This window comes from Pseudomonas sp. FSL R10-2189, assembly GCF_009600325.1.
Taxonomy (GTDB): Bacteria; Pseudomonadota; Gammaproteobacteria; order Pseudomonadales; family Pseudomonadaceae; genus Aquipseudomonas; species Aquipseudomonas helleri.
Genome location: NZ_WIVZ01000018.1, coordinates 71,788 through 89,000, shown reverse-complemented (window position 1 = coordinate 89,000; position 17,213 = coordinate 71,788). Strand labels below are relative to the sequence as shown.

General features: G+C 61.2%; 13 protein-coding genes. 7 read left to right on the top strand and 6 right to left on the bottom strand.

Annotated elements, in window-relative coordinates; all coding sequences use genetic code 11:
• Positions 1-62: 62 nt before the first annotated feature.
• The 6 genes from GHO32_RS14650 to GHO32_RS14625 all read right to left on the bottom strand — a co-directional run bounded on the left by GHO32_RS14650 (position 63) and on the right by GHO32_RS14625 (position 8,304).
• Complete coding sequence (locus tag GHO32_RS14650) at positions 63-2,240, bottom strand: malate synthase G (RefSeq protein WP_153336675.1); 2,178 nt, start codon at positions 2,238-2,240, stop codon at positions 63-65.
• A 330-nt stretch (positions 2,241-2,570) separates the two neighbouring features.
• A complete protein-coding gene (gene rarD / locus GHO32_RS14645; protein WP_153336674.1) occupies positions 2,571-3,458 on the bottom strand; it encodes an EamA family transporter RarD in 888 nt (295 codons plus the stop codon).
• A gap of 113 nt (positions 3,459-3,571) precedes the next feature.
• Positions 3,572-4,546: a serine/threonine protein kinase gene (locus GHO32_RS14640; protein WP_123750880.1), complete on the bottom strand. Its 975-nt coding sequence runs from the start codon at positions 4,544-4,546 to the stop codon at positions 3,572-3,574.
• A 129-nt stretch (positions 4,547-4,675) separates the two neighbouring features.
• A complete protein-coding gene (locus tag GHO32_RS14635; protein WP_153336673.1) occupies positions 4,676-6,577 on the bottom strand; it encodes a PhoX family phosphatase in 1,902 nt (633 codons plus the stop codon).
• A 162-nt stretch (positions 6,578-6,739) separates the two neighbouring features.
• Positions 6,740-7,504: a TOBE domain-containing protein gene (locus GHO32_RS14630; RefSeq protein ID WP_153336672.1), complete on the bottom strand. Its 765-nt coding sequence runs from the start codon at positions 7,502-7,504 to the stop codon at positions 6,740-6,742.
• A gap of 59 nt (positions 7,505-7,563) precedes the next feature.
• Positions 7,564-8,304 carry a ComF family protein gene (locus tag GHO32_RS14625; RefSeq protein ID WP_153338146.1) on the bottom strand — a complete coding sequence of 247 codons (741 nt, stop codon included), beginning with the start codon at positions 8,302-8,304 and terminating at the stop codon, positions 7,564-7,566.
• 88 nt (positions 8,305-8,392) lie between these two features.
• Here GHO32_RS14625 and bioB point away from each other — a divergent pair, with 88 nt between their 5' ends.
• The 7 genes from bioB to GHO32_RS14590 all read left to right on the top strand — a co-directional run bounded on the left by bioB (position 8,393) and on the right by GHO32_RS14590 (position 17,005).
• Positions 8,393-9,448, top strand: coding sequence for a biotin synthase BioB (bioB, locus tag GHO32_RS14620; protein ID WP_048372289.1), 1,056 nt, complete (start codon positions 8,393-8,395; stop codon positions 9,446-9,448).
• Between the two features lie 108 nt (positions 9,449-9,556).
• Positions 9,557-10,729: an 8-amino-7-oxononanoate synthase gene (gene bioF / locus GHO32_RS14615; protein ID WP_153336733.1), complete on the top strand. Its 1,173-nt coding sequence runs from the start codon at positions 9,557-9,559 to the stop codon at positions 10,727-10,729.
• Complete coding sequence (locus GHO32_RS14610) at positions 10,722-11,453, top strand: alpha/beta fold hydrolase (RefSeq protein ID WP_153336732.1); 732 nt, start codon at positions 10,722-10,724, stop codon at positions 11,451-11,453. The genes bioF and GHO32_RS14610 overlap by 8 nt, the downstream gene beginning before the upstream one ends.
• Positions 11,446-12,258 (top strand): malonyl-ACP O-methyltransferase BioC, encoded by an 813-nt coding sequence (gene bioC, locus GHO32_RS14605; protein ID WP_123750886.1) that lies wholly within the window; start codon positions 11,446-11,448, stop codon positions 12,256-12,258. Before GHO32_RS14610 ends, bioC begins: the two co-directional genes overlap by 8 nt.
• Positions 12,255-12,935, top strand: coding sequence for a dethiobiotin synthase (gene bioD, locus GHO32_RS14600; RefSeq protein WP_153336731.1), 681 nt, complete (start codon positions 12,255-12,257; stop codon positions 12,933-12,935). The genes bioC and bioD overlap by 4 nt, the downstream gene beginning before the upstream one ends.
• A 241-nt stretch (positions 12,936-13,176) precedes the next feature.
• Positions 13,177-14,982, top strand: coding sequence for a phenylacyl-CoA dehydrogenase (locus tag GHO32_RS14595; protein ID WP_153336730.1), 1,806 nt, complete (start codon positions 13,177-13,179; stop codon positions 14,980-14,982).
• 244 nt (positions 14,983-15,226) lie between these two features.
• Positions 15,227-17,005, top strand: coding sequence for an acyl-CoA dehydrogenase C-terminal domain-containing protein (locus GHO32_RS14590; RefSeq protein ID WP_153336729.1), 1,779 nt, complete (start codon positions 15,227-15,229; stop codon positions 17,003-17,005).
• Positions 17,006-17,213: the final 208 nt, after the last annotated feature.

Below are 17,213 nucleotides of genomic sequence, written 5' to 3'. Positions count from 1 at the left end.
CGCGATCTTTTGATCTTCTAAAAGATCGCGAGGCAAGTTGGCTCCTACAGGGTTACGAGGTTTTACAGGCCGTTTTTAGCCTTGAACTCACGACGACGACGGTGCAACACCGGCTCGGTGTAGCCGTTTGGCTGTTTAGTGCCTTCGATCACCAATTCGACCGCCGCCTGGAAGGCGATGTTGCTGTCGAAGTTCGGTGCCAATGGACGGTACAGCGCGTCGTTGGCGTTCTGGCGGTCAACCACCGGGGCCATGCGCTTGAGGCTTTCAAGCACTTGGGTCTCGCTGACGATGCCGTGACGCAACCAGTTGGCGATGTGCTGGCTGGAAATACGCAGCGTTGCACGGTCTTCCATCAGGCCGACGTCATGAATGTCCGGCACTTTCGAACAGCCCACGCCCTGATCAATCCAGCGCACCACGTAACCCAGAATGCCTTGTGAGTTGTTGTCCAGTTCGTTCTGGATCTGCTCAGGCGTCCACTGCGGGTTCACGGCCAGCGGAATGGTCAGGATGTCGTCTACCGAGGCCGGGGCGCGCTTGGCCAGTTCGGCCTGGCGCGCGAACACGTCGACCTTGTGGTAATGCAGCGCGTGCAAGGCGGCGGCGGTCGGCGACGGTACCCAGGCGGTGTTGGCGCCGGCCAGCGGGTGAGCGATTTTCTGTTCCAGCATCGCCGCCATCAGGTCGGGCATGGCCCACATGCCTTTGCCGATTTGCGCACGGCCTTGCAGGCCGGTGCTCAAACCCACGTCGACGTTGTTGTTCTCGTAGGCCGAAATCCACTTCTCGGCTTTCATGTCGGCCTTGCGCACCATCGGCCCGGCTTCCATGGAGGTGTGGATCTCGTCGCCGGTACGGTCCAGGAAGCCGGTGTTGATGAACACCACGCGCTCGCTGGCGGCTTTGATGCACGCCTTGAGGTTGACGGTGGTGCGGCGCTCTTCGTCCATGATCCCGACTTTGAGCGTGTTGCGCGGCAGCTTGAGCACGTCTTCGATGCGCCCGAACAGCTCGTTGGTGAAGGCGGCTTCGTCAGGCCCGTGCATTTTCGGTTTGACGATGTACACCGAACCGGTGCGGCTGTTTTTGCGCGAGGCCTGGCCGTTGAGGCTGTGGATGGCCGCGAGGCTAGTCAGCAGGCCGTCGAGGATGCCTTCAGGGACTTCGTTGCCGTCCTTGTCGAGGATCGCGTCGATGGTCATCAGGTGGCCCACGTTACGCACGAACAACAGCGAACGGCCATGCAGGCTGACAGTGCCGCCGTTAGGCGCGGTGTACTCGCGGTCCGGGTTCATGGTGCGGGTGAAGGTTTCGCCGCCCTTGGTCACTTGCTCGCTCAGGTTGCCCTTCATCAGGCCGAGCCAGTTGCGGTAGATCACCACTTTGTCATCGGCGTCGACTGCAGCAACCGAGTCTTCGCAGTCCATGATGGTGGTCAGCGCGGCTTCCATCAGCACGTCTTTGACGCCTGCCGAATCGGTTTTACCGACCGGGCTGGTGGCGTCGATCTGGATCTCGAAGTGCAGGCCGTTGTGTTTGAGCAATACAGCGGTCGGTGCCGCAGCCGAGCCGTGGTAGCCGATCAGTTGCGCGGTGTCGCGCAGGCCGCTGCTGGCGCCGCCTTTGAGGGTGACCTGCAAGGCGCCGTCAACGATGGCGTAAGCCGTGGAGTCAACGTGCGAACCGCTGGCCAGCGGCGCGGCTTCGTCAAGAAAGGCGCGGGCGAAGGCAATCACCTTGTCGCCACGGACCTTGTTGTAGCCTTTGCCCTTTTCGGCGCCATCGGCTTCGCTGATGGCATCGGTGCCGTACAACGCGTCGTACAGCGAACCCCAGCGGGCGTTCGAGGCGTTGAGGGCAAAGCGCGCATTCATCACCGGCACCACCAATTGTGGGCCAGCCATGCGGGCGATTTCGTCATCGACGTTTTGCGTCGTTGCCTGGAAATCTGCGGCTTCTGGCTGCAGATACCCAATGTCTTGTAGGAAGGCTTTGTAAGCCACGGCGTCATGGGCCTTACCGGCCTGCGCCTGGTGCCAGGCGTCGATGCGCGCCTGCAAATCATCGCGTTTGGCGAGCAGTGCTTTGTTCTTGGGGGCCAAGTCATGAATGACCTTATCGGCACCGGCCCAGAACTGGTCGGCGTTGAGGCCGGTACCGGGGATGGCTTCGTTGTTGACGAAGTCGAACAGGACTTTGGCGACCTGCAGGCCACCGACGTGAACGTGTTCAGTCATTGCTTGCCTCACTCATTGTTATTTAAAGCCTGGAGCGCTTCTCAAAACACCGCCGCAGCGGGGTCATACGGGGTAAAGCAGACGCATTGACCGACCTTGTTGCCAATTATGTAGTGGTCGCCGAGGCATACTACATGATCATTTGCCGATGTGAAAATCAGACTAACTACGTCGTTCTGCGACTTTTATTAAGCTATCGGTCACGTAGAAGAACAGGATGTTCTCAAGAAAAGTGCAGGTTGTTCCAGATAATTCTAAAAACAGTACACAATTTTATAAGCAGGCCCATAAAAACCCCGTGGGAGCGGGCGTGCTCCCACGGGGTTCAGGTCAGGCTTTTTTGCGCAGGCTCAGCCAGGCGTCAATGCTGTACACCACAAGGCCCGCCCAAATGAACATAAAGGCGATCAGGGTGCTCTCGGACAAGTGTTCGCCAAACACCCACACGGCAAGAATCAGCACCAGGGTGGGCGCAACGTACTGCATAAAGCCGATGGTGGTGTAGGGCAGGTGGCGCGTGGCCGCGTTGAAGCACACCAGCGGGATTAATGTGGCCGGGCCTGCGGCCACCAGCAGCCAGGCTTGTGAGGTGGCCCAGAAATCAGCGTGGGCACTGTTGGCCTCGGGGTGCATCAGCAGCCAGCCGATGGCGATGGGCACCAGAATCCAGGTTTCGACCACCAGCCCCGGCAAGGCCTTGACCGGCGCCTGCTTGCGGATCAGCCCGTAAAAGCCAAAGGTCAGCGCCAGCACCAGCGACACCCACGGCAGGCTGCCGGCTTGCCACACTTGCTCGGCCACACCGATGGCGGCCAGGCCCACGGCAATCCATTGCAGGCGGCGCAGGCGCTCACCCAGCAGCAACATCCCGAGCAGTACGTTGACCAGCGGGTTGATGTAGTAACCCAGGCTGGCTTCGAGCATACGGTCGTTGTTCACTGCCCACACATAGGTCAGCCAGTTAGTGGCGATCAACAGGCCGCTGCCGCTGAGCACGGCGAGGCGTTTGGGGTTGTCGCGCAGCTCTTGCCACCAGCCGGGGTGCTTCCACACCAGCAACAGCAGCGAGCCAAACAGCGCTGACCAGAGCACGCGGCTGACGATAATCTCGGCGGCGGGCACGCTTTCCAGCAGTTTGAAATAGAGCGGGAACAGGCCCCAGATGACATAGGCGCTGAGGCCCAGAATGTACCCGCGACGCGGGTTGGCGGCTTGCATGCAGGATCCTTGTTTAAGCAAATGACGGGTGCTGTAGGAGCGAGTTTGCCTCGCGATCTTTTGATCTTTTAAAAAGATCGCGAGGCAAGCTCGCTCCTACAAAGGGCACCAATTTAAAACAGTTTCAGCGGCTCTTCATTGAGCGCCGAGAGTTGTTCGCGCAACGCCAGCACCTGATCGCCCCAATACCGCTCGCTGCCAAACCACGGGAAGCTGTGCGGGAACGCCGGGTCGTCCCAACGGCGGGCCAGCCAGGCACTGTAGTGCATCAGGCGCAAGGCGCGAAGGGGTTCGATCAGGGCCAGTTCACGGGGGTTGAAGTCGTGGAACTCGCTGTAACCATCCATCAGTTCGGACAGTTGGCCGAGGCATTCCTGGCGATCACCGGCCAACATCATCCACAGATCTTGCACCGCCGGGCCCATGCGACAGTCGTCGAGGTCGACAATATGGAACACCTCGTCGCGGCACATCATGTTGCCGGGGTGGCAGTCGCCGTGCATGCGAATGTTGCTGTGCGGGGTGGCGGCGTACACGTCTTCGACACGCTTGAGCAGATCGCGGGCCACCGACTCGTAAGCCGGTAACAGGCTGCGCGGGATGAAGTTGCCTTCGAGCAAGGTGTTCAGCGAGTCATGGCCAAAATTCTTCACGCCCAGGGCTTCGCGGTGTTCAAAAGGCTTGGTGGCGCCCACCGCATGCAGACGTCCGAGCAGTTGGCCGAGGCGGTACAGCTGGTCGAGGTTGCCCGGCTCGGGGGCACGGCCACCGCGTCGCGGGAACAAGGTAAAGCGAAAACCCTGGTGTTCGAACAGGCTTTGGCCGTTATGAATGATCGGCGCCACCACCGGCACTTCGCAGTCGGCCAGTTCGAAGGTAAAGCGGTGTTCTTCGAGGATCGCCTCGTTGGTCCAGCGCTGTGGGCGGTAGAACTTCGCGATCAGCGGCTCCGAGCCTTCGATACCGACCTGGTACACGCGGTTTTCGTAACTGTTGAGGGCGAGCACGCGGGCGTCGCTGAGGAAACCGATGCTTTCGACGGCGTCGAGCACCAGATCAGGGGTAAGTGTTGCGAACGGATGAGACATGCTGACTCCTGCGCGCAGCAGGCTGCCGCGTCCGGCCAAGCATGTTAACGCAGACTGACCCCTGTAGGAGCGAGCTTGCCTCGCGATCTTTTAAAAGAGCAAAAGATCGCGAGCAGCAAAGGCCCATCGCTAAGCGCCGACGATCCCGCCATCTTCGCGGCTGATGGCCATGACCGAGGAGCGCGGTTTGCCGTTGGGCAGGTGTTCGGGGAAGGTCGAGCCGCCGTTTTCGCCGGGGTGCTGAATACCGACGAACAGGGTTTTTTGATCCGGCGAGAAGCTGATGCCGGTCACTTCACAGCCCACCGGGCCGACCATGAAACGGCGTATTTCACCGCTGTCGGGGTCGGCGCAGAGCATTTGGTTATTGCCCATGCCGGCGAAGTCGCCGCTGTTACTGTAGTCGCCGTCGGTCAGGATCCACAGGCGCCCGGCGTCGTCAAAACCCAGGCCGTCGGGGCTGTTGAACATGTTCTGCGGGGTGATGTTGGTCGAGCCGCCTTTGGGCTGTTTTGGGTGCACCACCGGGTTGCCCGCGACCACAAACAGGTCCCAGTCGAAGCTGTCGGCGCCGTGGTCGTCGTTGTGGGCTTTCCAGCGCAGGATCTGCCCGTAAACGTTCTTTTCGCGCGGGTTAGGGCCGCCGACGGGTTGGCCGTCTTCGCCGCGTTTGGCGTTGTTGGTCAGGGTGCAATACACCTGGCCGTCTTTGGGGCTGACCACGATCCATTCCGGGCGGTCCATGCGCGTGGCGTTGACCACGCTGCCCGCGAGCCGGGCGTGGATCAGTACTTCGGCCTGGTTGGCGAAACCCTGGCTGGCGTCGATGCCGTTTTTGCCGTGGCGCAGTTCGATCCACTGGCCTTGGCCTTTGGGATGATCGGGGTGCTTGTCGCCCGCATCGAAGCGCGCCACATACAGCGTGCCGTGGTCCAGCAGGTCACGGTTGGCCTTGGGGTTGTGGGTGTCGATGCGGTCACGGCTGATGAACTTGTAGATGAACTCACCGCGTTCGTCGTCGCCCATGTACACCACGGCGCGGCCATCACGGGTCTGTGCCAATGCGGCGTTTTCGTGTTTGAAGCGGCCCAGCGCGGTGCGTTTGACCGGCAACGACTTCGGGTCGAACGGGTCGATTTCGACCACCCAGCCATGGCGGTTGAGCTCGTTGGGGTTGGTCGCCAGGTCGAAGCGCGGGTCGTGCAGGTGCCAGTTGATCTCGCGGCTGGCGAGTGTGGCGCCATAGCGCTTTTGCGCGGCGTCGAAGGTCTGCTGGGGGTCTGAGCTGCCAAAGCAGTCGGTGAAGTTTTCTTCGCAGGTGAGGTAGGTGCCCCACGGTGTTTTGCCGTTGGCGCAGTTCTGGAAGGTACCCAGTACCCGGGCGCCATTGATGTCGGCCTGGGTGCGCAGCAAGGCGTGCCCTTCGGCCGGGCCGCTGAGGCGGATCGGCGTGTTGCCGTGGATGCGCCGGTTAAAGGGCGAGTCCTGGACGAACTGCCAGCCGTCGCCTTTGCGCTGCACTTCAATCACCGACACGCCTTCGCTGGCTTGTGCTTTGCGCACCTCTTCGGCCGATGTCGGCAAGCCGCCGTGGGGGTACAGGTAGCGGTAATTGGTGTATTCGTTGTTGATCGCCAGCAGGGCGCGGTTGGGGTCGTCGGGGAAGGCGAACAGGCTCATGCCGTCGTTGTTGTCGCCAAACTGCACTTCCTGAGCGTCGGCGCTGCCGTTGCCGCTGGGGTCAAAGGCCGGGCCGTTGGTGTGCAGGGGCTGGCCCCAACTGATCAACACCGAGGCGCGGTAGCCGGGTGGCAAGCTGAGGCTGTCGCTGGTGGCGGCATTGATGCTGGCAAAGCCCAGCAAGGGGCTTGCGGCCGAGCTGACCCCGGCGGCCAGCGCGCTGCGGCTGAGCAGGTTGCCACCCAGAAACATCGCCGCGCCGCATAGGGCGCCTGCGCTGATAAACCCGCGTCGACTCAAGCCGACGATGCGCTCAAGGTCGGTGGGGTGTTGATCATCCAGGAGGTTCATAGTGCGCAGGCCTTTTAAGGTTTTTGCGCAACCTTAAGCAGCGGTTATGACAGTGGTGTTGCAGAAAACGTGTGGGAGCGGGCTTGCTCGCGATGGCATCGGTGCGGTCAAAGGGTCGACCGAGGTGTCTGCATCGCGAGCAAGCCCGCTCCCACAAGGCCGTTAGAGGGGTGTGCCGAGCAACACCAGGGTCGGTGAAAACTGCACATTGACCTCGCTGCCCACCGCCAACTTGAGTGTTTCGAGGTGTTGCGGTTCGCTCAGGGCGCACAAGGTTTGGCCGCTGGGCAGGCTGATGCGCACTTCGCTGGGGCTGTCGTCGGCGTCGAGGATCTGTTCGATGCGCCCGCGCAGCAGGTTGTGCCCAGCCATCAATGGCTGGTCGGGTGCCGTCAGTTGCAGCCAGCCCGCCTTGATCAACGCCACCACCGGGGTGTCGACGCCCAGTTCCAGACGCTGGGTGCTGTCGTGGGTGATTTGCGCGTGCAGTGTCAGGCCGCCGGGCAGTTGCAGTTCTATCAGGTCATTGTGGCCATGGCTGTGGATGGCTTTGACGCTGCCGTGCAACTGGTTGCGGGCGCTGGTTCTGAGCATCAAGCGGCCCAGCAGGTCGAGATCGCTGGCGTCTTCGGCGGCGTCCAGCACTTGGCTTTGCAGGGCTTGCAGGCGTTGATAGAGGCGCATCACCCGTTCCCCGGCCACCGACAGGCGCGCACCGCCGCCGCCTTTGCCGCCCACACTGCGCTCAACCAGCGGGGTTTGCGCCAGGTTGTTCAGCTCGTCGATGCTGTCCCACGCCGCTTTGTAGCTGATGCCCGCGCTTTTGGCGGCGCGGGTGATCGAGCCTTGCTCGGCGATGTGCTGCAACAAGGCAATGCGCTGCGGGCGGCGGGCGATGTGCTGGGTGAGCAAAGTCGGTAGTTGCATGGGGGCGTCATTCGCAAAGCAGGGTGAGCCCCGGAAAGTGCCTGCTCAGCCCCGTGGCGTCAAGGCGGCGCGTCGGGCCTGGGCGTGCGCGCCAGGCAATACACATCTACCTGTCGCGCGCCGGCCTGACGCAACAGGCGCGCCAGGCTTTGCGCGGTGGCGCCAGTGGTCAGCACGTCGTCCACCAGCGCCAGGTGCAGGCCGCGCACGTCAACCTGCGGGGCCAGGCTGAAGGCGTGGAGCAAGTTGCGCTTGCGGGCCTTGGCGTCCAGCGCCTGCTGCGCGGCGGTGTCTTGGTGGCGCAGCAGCCAGTCGTCGTGACACGGGATACCCAAATAGCGGCTCAACCACTGGGCGAGCATGGCGGCCTGGTTGTAGCCGCGCTGGCGCAGGCGCTGGGTGGACAGCGGCACCGGCAGTAAACAGTCGGGTTGAGGGTCGCCAGTGTTGAACCGATCACGCAGCGATTGGCCGAGAATGTCGGCCAACAAGCGGCCATACGGCCAGCGGCTGTTGTGCTTGAAGCGGATGATCAAACTGTCAATGGGGAAGCCGTACACCCACGGCGCGTACACCGATTCGTAGGCCGGTGGGTGCTTGATACACAGGCCGCAGGTGAGCCCGGCCATTGGCAGCGGCAATGCGCACCGCTCGCAACGGTCACCCAGCCAGGGCAGCTCCAGTTCGCAGGCCGCGCAGAGTGGCAGCGGGGTGTCGGTGCGTTCATCGCACACTAAACACGTTTGGTTAATTAATAACCACTTGTCAACCACGCTAAACAAGCGTGGTTGACAAGTCATGTAGCATCCTCAAACATATTGCGCATCCGTGCCGTGCCTGAGGCGGTTGCTTCAGGTTCAAGTCCCAGCATAAACAAGAGAATCGCCGATGAGCGCCAGCACCCATGCCAACTTGCGACATGATTGGTCTTTAGCCGAAGTTCGAGCGTTGTTTGTCCAGCCGTTCAATGACCTGCTTTTTCAGGCGCAGACCGTGCACCGCGCGCATTTCGACGCCAATCGGGTGCAAGTTTCGACGCTGCTTTCGATCAAAACCGGGGCCTGCCCGGAAGATTGCAAATATTGTCCGCAGTCCGGTCACTACAACACCGGGCTGGAAAAAGAGAAGTTGATGCAGGTGCAGGCGGTGCTTGAAGAGGCGGCGCGGGCCAAAGCCATCGGCTCGACGCGTTTCTGCATGGGCGCGGCCTGGAAGCACCCGTCGGCCAAAGACATGCCCTACGTGCTGGAAATGGTCAAAGGCGTGAAGGCCATGGGCCTGGAAACCTGCATGACCCTGGGCAAGCTCGATCAGGAGCAAACGGCGGCGCTGGCGCACGCGGGGCTGGACTACTACAACCACAACCTCGACACCTCGCCCGACTTTTACACCAGCATCATCACCACCCGTACCTACAGCGAACGCCTGCAAACCTTGAGCTACGTGCGCGATGCGGGGATGAAGATCTGTTCCGGGGGCATTCTGGGCATGGGCGAGTCGCTGGACGACCGCGCCAATCTGCTAATCCAGCTGGCTAACCTGCCCGAGCACCCGGAGTCGGTGCCGATCAACATGCTGGTGAAAGTGGCGGGCACGCCGCTGGCCAATGCCGAGGACATCGATCCGTTCGACTTCATCCGCATGCTGGCCGTGGCGCGTATCTTGATGCCACAAAGCCATGTTCGCCTGTCGGCCGGGCGTGAAGCCATGAACGAGCAAATGCAGGCGCTGGCGTTCTTTGCCGGGGCCAACTCGATTTTCTACGGCGACAAATTGCTGACCACCGCCAACCCGCAGGCGGACAAAGACATGCAGCTGTTTGCGCGCCTGGGCATCTTGCCCGAAGCCCGCCAGGAACACGCCGATGAAGTGCATCAGGCGGCGATCGAGCAAGCGCTGATTGAGCAGAAATCCAGCGAACAGTTCTATAACGCTGCGGTGTAAGCCTCTTAACTGTAGGAGCGAGCTTGCCTCGCGATCTTTTAAACGATCAAAAGATCGCGAGGCGAGCTCGCTCCTACAGGTCTTGTGCAATCCATTTCCGAGGCCAGCATGTCTTTTGATTTAAGCGCCCGTCTGGCTGCGCGTCGTGCCGACAATCTTTACCGTCAACGGCCATTGCTTGAGAGCCCGCAAGGGCCGCAGGTGGTGGTCGATGGTCAGCCTCTATTGGCCTTCTGCAATAACGACTACTTGGGCTTGGCCAATCACCCGCAGGTGATCGAAGCCTGGCAGGCCGGTGCGTCCCGCTGGGGCGTGGGCGGCGGGGCGTCGCATTTGGTCATCGGCCACAGCGGCCCGCATCACGCGCTGGAAGAAGCCCTGGCCGAGTTCACCGGGCGCCCGCGTGCGCTGCTGTTCAGCAATGGTTATATGGCCAATCTGGGGGCGGTCACCGCCCTGGTCGGGCAGGGCGATACGGTGCTCGAAGACCGTCTCAATCACGCCTCGTTGCTGGATGCCGGTTTGCTCAGCGGCGCGCGCTTCAACCGCTATTTGCACAACGACGCGGCCAGCCTGGCCAAGCGTCTGGAGAAAGCCTGCGGCAACACTTTGGTGGTCACCGACGGCGTGTTCAGCATGGACGGCGATGTGGCCGACTTGCCGAGCCTGGCCCGTGAGGCCAAGGCCAAAGGCGCCTGGCTGATGGTCGACGATGCCCACGGCTTTGGCCCGCTGGGTGCGCAGGGCGGCGGGATTGCCGAGCATTTTGGCTTGGGCGTGGACGACGTGCCGGTGCTGGTGGGCACGCTGGGCAAAGCGTTCGGCACCAGCGGTGCGTTTGTGGCGGGCAGCGCAGAGCTGATCGAGAGCTTGATCCAGTTCGCCCGGCCTTATATCTACACCACCAGCCAGCCGCCCGCGCTGGCCTGCGCGACCCTCAAAAGCCTTGAGCTGTTGCGCAGCGAGCACTGGCGCCGCGAACACCTGAACACCCTGATTCGCCAGTTCCGCAGCGGCGCCGAGCAGATCGGTTTGCAGTTGATGGACAGCTTTACGCCGATCCAGCCGATCGTGATTGGCGACAGTGGCCGGGCGTTGCGTTTGTCTGCGATGTTGCGTGAGCGCGGTTTGCTGGTGACCGCGATCCGCCCGCCGACGGTACCGGCGGGCAGTGCGCGGTTGCGCGTGACCTTGTCGGCGGCCCACACAGAGGCTCAGGTGCAGCTATTGTTAAGCGCACTGGATGACTGTTGGCGAAAGCTGGAGCCCGACCATGCGTGATCGTCTGATTTTGCTGCCCGGCTGGGGCTTGGGGATTTCCCCGCTGGAACCGTTGGCCGCAGCCTTGCGCGGTCTGGATGAGCATTTGCGGGTCGAGGTTGAACCGCTGCCGGTGCTGGAGTCTGCGCAACTGGCCGACTGGCTCGACGAGTTGGACGCCAATCTTCCCGACAACGCCTGGCTGGGCGGCTGGTCTCTGGGCGGGATGCTCGCCAGTGAGTTGGCCGCCCGCCGTGGCGATCGCTGCTGCGGGCTGGTCACTTTGGCCAGCAACCCGAGTTTTGTCAGCCGTGAGGACTGGCCAACGGCAATGCCTAACGCCACCTTCGAGGCGTTTATCTCAGGCTTCGCTGAAGCGCCGCACAGCACCTTCAAACGCTTTGGCCTGCTTTGTAGCCAAGGCGCGGCAGACCCGCGCGCCATGGCGCAATTGCTCTTGGGCGCAGCCCCCAAAGCTCAGCCGGCACCCTTGTTGGCCGGGCTGGAACTGCTGGGCCAACTGGATGTGCGCCCCGCACTGCAAGCCTTCAACGGGCCGCAACTGCACCTGTTTGCCGGGACCGACGGGCTGGTGCCGGTGGCGGCGGCCGAGGCGTTGCTGGCGCTGTTGCCCGATGTCGAAGTGGGTCTGATTGAACAGGCCTGTCATGCCTTTTTACTGGAAGCGCCCCACGAACTGGCGGCCGCGATTCAGGCTTTTTTACATGAGCTGGACGATGACTGATCTCAGTGTTGCAACGTGTGCAGGCCACCTGCCGGACAAGCGTCAGGTGGCGGTGTCGTTTTCGCGTGCGGCGGCCAGTTACGACAGCGTGGCCGAACTGCAACGTGACGTCGGGCATGCGTTGCTGGCGCGTTTACCGGCTGATCTGGCGCCGCAGCGCTGGCTGGATCTGGGCAGCGGCACGGGCTATTTCAGCCGGGCCCTGGCGCAGCAATTTCCCCACCGTGAAGGGCTGGCGCTGGACATCGCTCAGGGCATGCTGGCGTACGCCCGGCCCTTGGGCGGCGCCACGCATTTTATCGCCGGGGATGCCGAAAGCTTGCCGCTGCAAGCCGACAGTTGCGACCTGATATTTTCCAGCCTGGCGTTGCAGTGGTGCGGTGATTTTGCGCAGGTACTCAGCGAAGCCCATCGTGTGCTGAAGCCCGGTGGCGTGATGGCGTTTGCAAGCTTGTGCGTGGGCACGTTGAGTGAGCTGCGTGACAGTTGGCGAGCCGTGGACGGGCAAGTCCATGTGAACCGCTTTCGTGAATTTGCCACCTATCAGCAGCTGTGCGCTGACAGCTCGATGCGCGTGCTCGACTTGCAGAGTCAGCCCCATGTGCTGCACTACGCACAGGTGCGCCAACTGACCCATGAATTGAAAGCATTGGGTGCGCATAATCTGAACCCGGGTCGCCCGGAAGGGTTGACCGGCAGAGCGCGGCTGCAGGCTTTGGTTAGCGCTTATGAGCAGTTTCGTCAGCCACAAGGGCTACCGGCAACCTATCAGGTGGTCTACGGCATCCTGGAGAAAACGCGATGAGCCCAGCGTACTTCATTACGGGAACCGACACTGATGTCGGCAAAACCACGATTGCCGCCGGTTTGTTGTATGCCGCGCGCGAAGCCGGATTGAGCACCGTGGCTGGCAAGCCGGTGGCCTCGGGCTGTGAGATCACCCCGCAAGGGCTGCGCAATGCCGACGCGCTGGCATTGATGGCCGTGAGTTCTGTGACGCTGACCTATGACGAAGTCAACCCGGTGGCTTTTGAGCCGCCCATCGCCCCGCACATCGCGGCGCGTGAAGCCGGCCAGGTGGTCAATGTGCAGACCTTGCTGGCGCCCATGCGCCATGTGCTGGCCCAGCAGGCCGACTTCACCTTGATTGAAGGGGCGGGAGGCTGGCGAGTCCCGCTGTCGGGGCAAGACAGTTTGTCGGACCTGGCGCAGGCCCTCGACCTGCCAGTGATTCTGGTGGTCGGCGTGCGCCTGGGGTGCATCAGCCATGCCTTGTTGACCGCCGAAGCCATCGCCCGAGACGGCCTGCAACTGGCGGGTTGGGTGGCTAATATCATTGGCCCGAAAACAGCGCGCCTTGAAGAGAACCTCGCCACCCTGGCCGAGCGCCTGCCGGCCCCTTGCCTGGGCCGCGTGCCCAAACTCAAAACGGCCTCGGCACAAGCGGTGGCTGAGCACTTGCAGCTGGACTTGCTGGACTGAGTCCTAAGCTGCGGGCTTGTCTTGCGATCTTTTAAAGATCAAAAGATCGCGAGGCGAGCTCGCTCCTACAGGATTCGATGAAACTTCTACTCTCTGTGATCTGTTCGTACCAAGACGAACGGAGGCTTCGCGCTGCTTGACAACAAATGGGCGTAAACGTATGTTTCAAACACCTGTTTGACCGCAATAACAAATCTACGCGGTTGTTCATCCCCGGATTCATCAGCAGAGGTTTATCGCTATGCCTGATTACAAGGCCCCCTTGCGTGATATTCGCTTCGTTCGTGACGAACTGCTCGGTTACGAAGCGCACTATCAGAGCCTGCCGGCTTGCCAGGACGCTACGCCAGATATGGTTGACGCCATTCTTGAAGAAGGCGCCAAGTTTTGTGAGCAGGTGTTGGCACCGCTGAACCGCGTGGGTGACATCGAAGGCTGCACCTGGAGTGAATCCGGGGTTAAAACGCCGACAGGCTTTAAAGAAGCCTACAAACAATTCGTTGAAGGCGGCTGGCCAAGCCTGGCCCACGACGTCGACCACGGCGGCCAGGGCCTGCCGGAGTCCCTGGGTCTGGCGGTGAGTGAAATGGTCGGTGCGGCCAACTGGTCGTGGGGCATGTACCCGGGCCTGTCGCACGGCGCGATGAACACCATCTCCGAGCACGGTACCCCTGAGCAGCAAAACACCTACCTGACCAAGCTGGTAACCGGCGAGTGGACCGGCACCATGTGCCTGACCGAATCGCATTGCGGTACCGATCTGGGCCTGCTGCGCACCAAGGCTGAGCCTCAGGCTGATGGCTCGTACAAGATTTCTGGCACCAAGATCTTTATCTCGGCCGGTGAACACGACATGGCCGACAACATCGTCCACATCGTACTGGCCCGCCTGCCGGATGCTCCGGCTGGCACCAAAGGTATCTCGCTGTTCATCGTGCCCAAGTTCAAGGCTAACGCCGACGGCACCCTGGGCGAGCGCAACGCTGTTTCCTGTGGCTCGCTTGAGCACAAAATGGGCATCCACGGTAACGCCACCTGCGTGATGAACTTTGACGGCGCCACCGGCTTCTTGATCGGCCCGCCGAACAAAGGCCTGAACTGTATGTTCACCTTCATGAACACCGCACGTCTGGGCACCGCACTGCAAGGTCTGTCCCACGCTGAAATCGCCTTCCAGGGCGGCTTGAAATATGCCCGTGACCGTCTGCAAATGCGTTCGCTGACCGGCCCTAAAGTCCCTGAAAAAGCGGCTGACCCGATCATCGTTCACCCGGACGTGCGTCGCATGCTGCTGACCACCAAGGCGTTCGCTGAAGGCAACCGCGCCATGGTGTATTTCACCGCCAAGCAAGTCGACATCGTGAAATACGGCGTTGACGAAGAAGAGAAGAAAAAAGCCGACGCGCTGCTGGCGTTCATGACGCCGATTGCGAAAGCGTTCATGACCGAAGTGGGCTTCGAAGCCGCTAACCACGGCGTGCAAATCTACGGCGGCCACGGCTTTATCGCTGAGTGGGGCATGGAGCAGAACGTTCGCGACAGCCGCATTTCGATGCTGTACGAAGGCACCACCGGCATCCAGGCTCTCGACCTGCTGGGCCGTAAAGTGCTGATGACTCAAGGCGAAGCGCTCAAGGGCTTCACCAAAATCGTCCACAAGTTCTGCCAGAACAACGAAGGCAACGAAGCGGTTAAAGAGTTCGTCGCCCCGTTGGCTGCACTGAACAAAGAGTGGGGCGAGCTGACTATGAAGGTCGGTATGGCGGCCATGAAAGACCGCGAAGAAGTGGGTGCGGCCTCGGTCGACTACCTGATGTATTCCGGTTATGCGTGCCTGGCGTACTTCTGGGCTGACATGGCGCGTCTGGCGGCTGCAAAACTGGCCGAGGGCACTTCTGAAGAAGCCTTCTACAACGCCAAGCTGCAGACTGCGCGCTTCTACTTCCAGCGCATCCTGCCGCGTACCCGCACACACGTTGCGGCCATGTTGTCGGGTGCTGCCAACCTGATGGACATGAAAGAAGAAGACTTCGACCTGGGCTACTAAGCCCCGGTGAGTCACCTTGAAAAGCCGCTTCTCCTTCGGGAAAGCGGCTTTTTTGGTTTATCCCCTGTAGGAGCGAGCTTGCCTCGCGATCTTTTAAAGATCAAAAGATCGCGAGGCAAGCTCGCTCCTACAAATAGTGACCAAATTATAAATATAAGTCACTGCTTGACCCTATGTATCGCTCGCGTCGTTAAGCTAGACTGCGTCCCACATTAATCGTCGTTTACAGATTACGAGGTTTGCCATGGCTGATTACAAAGCGCCGCTGCGTGATATGCGCTTCGTCCTCAATGAAGTGTTCGAAGTTGCTGCTCTCTGGGCGCAACTGCCTGCATTGGCCGAGTTCGTTGATGCTGAAACGGTCGAAGCCATTCTCGAAGAAGCCGGCAAGGTGACCGCCAAGAGCGTCGCCCCGTTGAGCCGCGAGGCTGACGAGGAAGGCTGCCACTGGAATGACTCCGTGGTGACCACGCCGGCCGGTTTTGTCGATGCCTATAAAACCTACGCTGAAGGCGGTTGGGTAGGCGTGGGTGGCAACCCGGAGTTCGGCGGCATGGGCATGCCCAAGGCGGTGTCGGCCCAGGTCGAAGAAATGATCAACTCTTCCAGCCTGGCATTTGGCCTGTACCCGATGCTCACCTCAGGCGCCTGTGTGTCGATCAACGCCCACGCCAGCGAAGAACTCAAAGCCACGTACCTGCCCAATATGTACTCGGGCGAGTGGGCCGGTTCCATGTGTTTGACCGAGCCGCACGCCGGGACCGACCTGGGGATGATCCGCACCAAGGCCGAGCCGCAGGCAGACGGTTCGTACAAGGTCAGCGGGACCAAGATTTTTATCACCGGTGGCGAACACGACCTCACCGAAAACATCATCCACCTGGTACTGGCCAAGCTGCCGGACGCGCCGGCGGGGCCTAAAGGCATTTCGCTGTTCCTGGTGCCCAAGGTGCTGGTTAACGCCGATGGCAGCCTGGGTGAGCGTAACCCGGTGTTCTGCGGCTCGATCGAACACAAGATGGGCATCAAGGCGTCGTCGACCTGTGTGATGAACTTCGATGAAGCCGTGGGTTATCTGGTGGGCGAGCCTAACCGTGGTCTGGCGGCGATGTTCACCATGATGAACTACGAGCGTCTGGGCGTGGGTATCCAGGGCCTGGCCTCGGGCGAGCGCTCGTATCAGAACGCCGTGGAATACGCCCGTGATCGCCTGCAAGGGCGCGCGGCAACCGGCGCACAGGCTAAAGACAAAGCGGCTGACCCGATCATCGTGCACGCCGACGTGCGCCGCATGCTGCTGACCATGAAGGCGTCCAACGAAGGCGGCCGTGCGTTCTCGACTTACGTGGCCAATCAGTTGGACATCGCCAAGTTCAGCGAAGACCCAACCGCCCGCGCTCGCGCTGATGGTTTGGTGGCGTTGCTGACGCCAGTCGCCAAGGCCTTCCTGACTGACTTGGGGCTGGAAACCACTGTGCACGGCCAGCAAGTGTTTGGCGGCCATGGCTACATTCGCGAGTGGGGCCAGGAGCAACTGGTGCGTGATGTGCGCATCACGCAGATCTACGAAGGCACCAACGGCATTCAGGCGCTGGACCTGATGGGGCGCAAAATCGTCGGCAATCGCGGGGCTGACTACCGCGTGTTTGCTGACGAGATCCGCCAGTTCATCGCGCAGGCCCCGGCTGACCTCAACGAGTTCACCCAGCCGTTGGCTGCTGCGCTGGACACCCTTGACCAGTTGACCGCCTGGGTACTCGACCGCGCACAACACAACCCGAATGAAATCGGCGCGGCGTCGGTGGAGTACCTGCACGTGTTCGGCTACACCGCGTATGCCTACATGTGGGCGTTGATGGCCCGTGCGGCGCAGGGTAAAGAGGCGGATGACGCGTTCTATGCCAGCAAGCTGGGCACTGCGCGCTTTTATTTCGCGCGTTTATTGCCGCGTATCCATTCGTTGAGTGCTTCGGTCAAGGCGGGCAGTGAGTCGCTGTATTTGCTGGATGAGGCCCAGTTTTAAGGTGTTTAGTCCTGTGTAAGCTTTTGCTTACATTACGTGCTGCCAATCGCCCATATCGCCAAATTGGATCCATGGGTAATCTTGGTTTCAAGGACGTAGAGCAGGAAGCTCAAAGCAACAACACGGACACGTAGGATTCCGCCAGGATGGTGGAGCGAAAAGGATGTCAGGGAAACAGTCTGCAAAACCCCGCTTAGGCGGGGTTTTC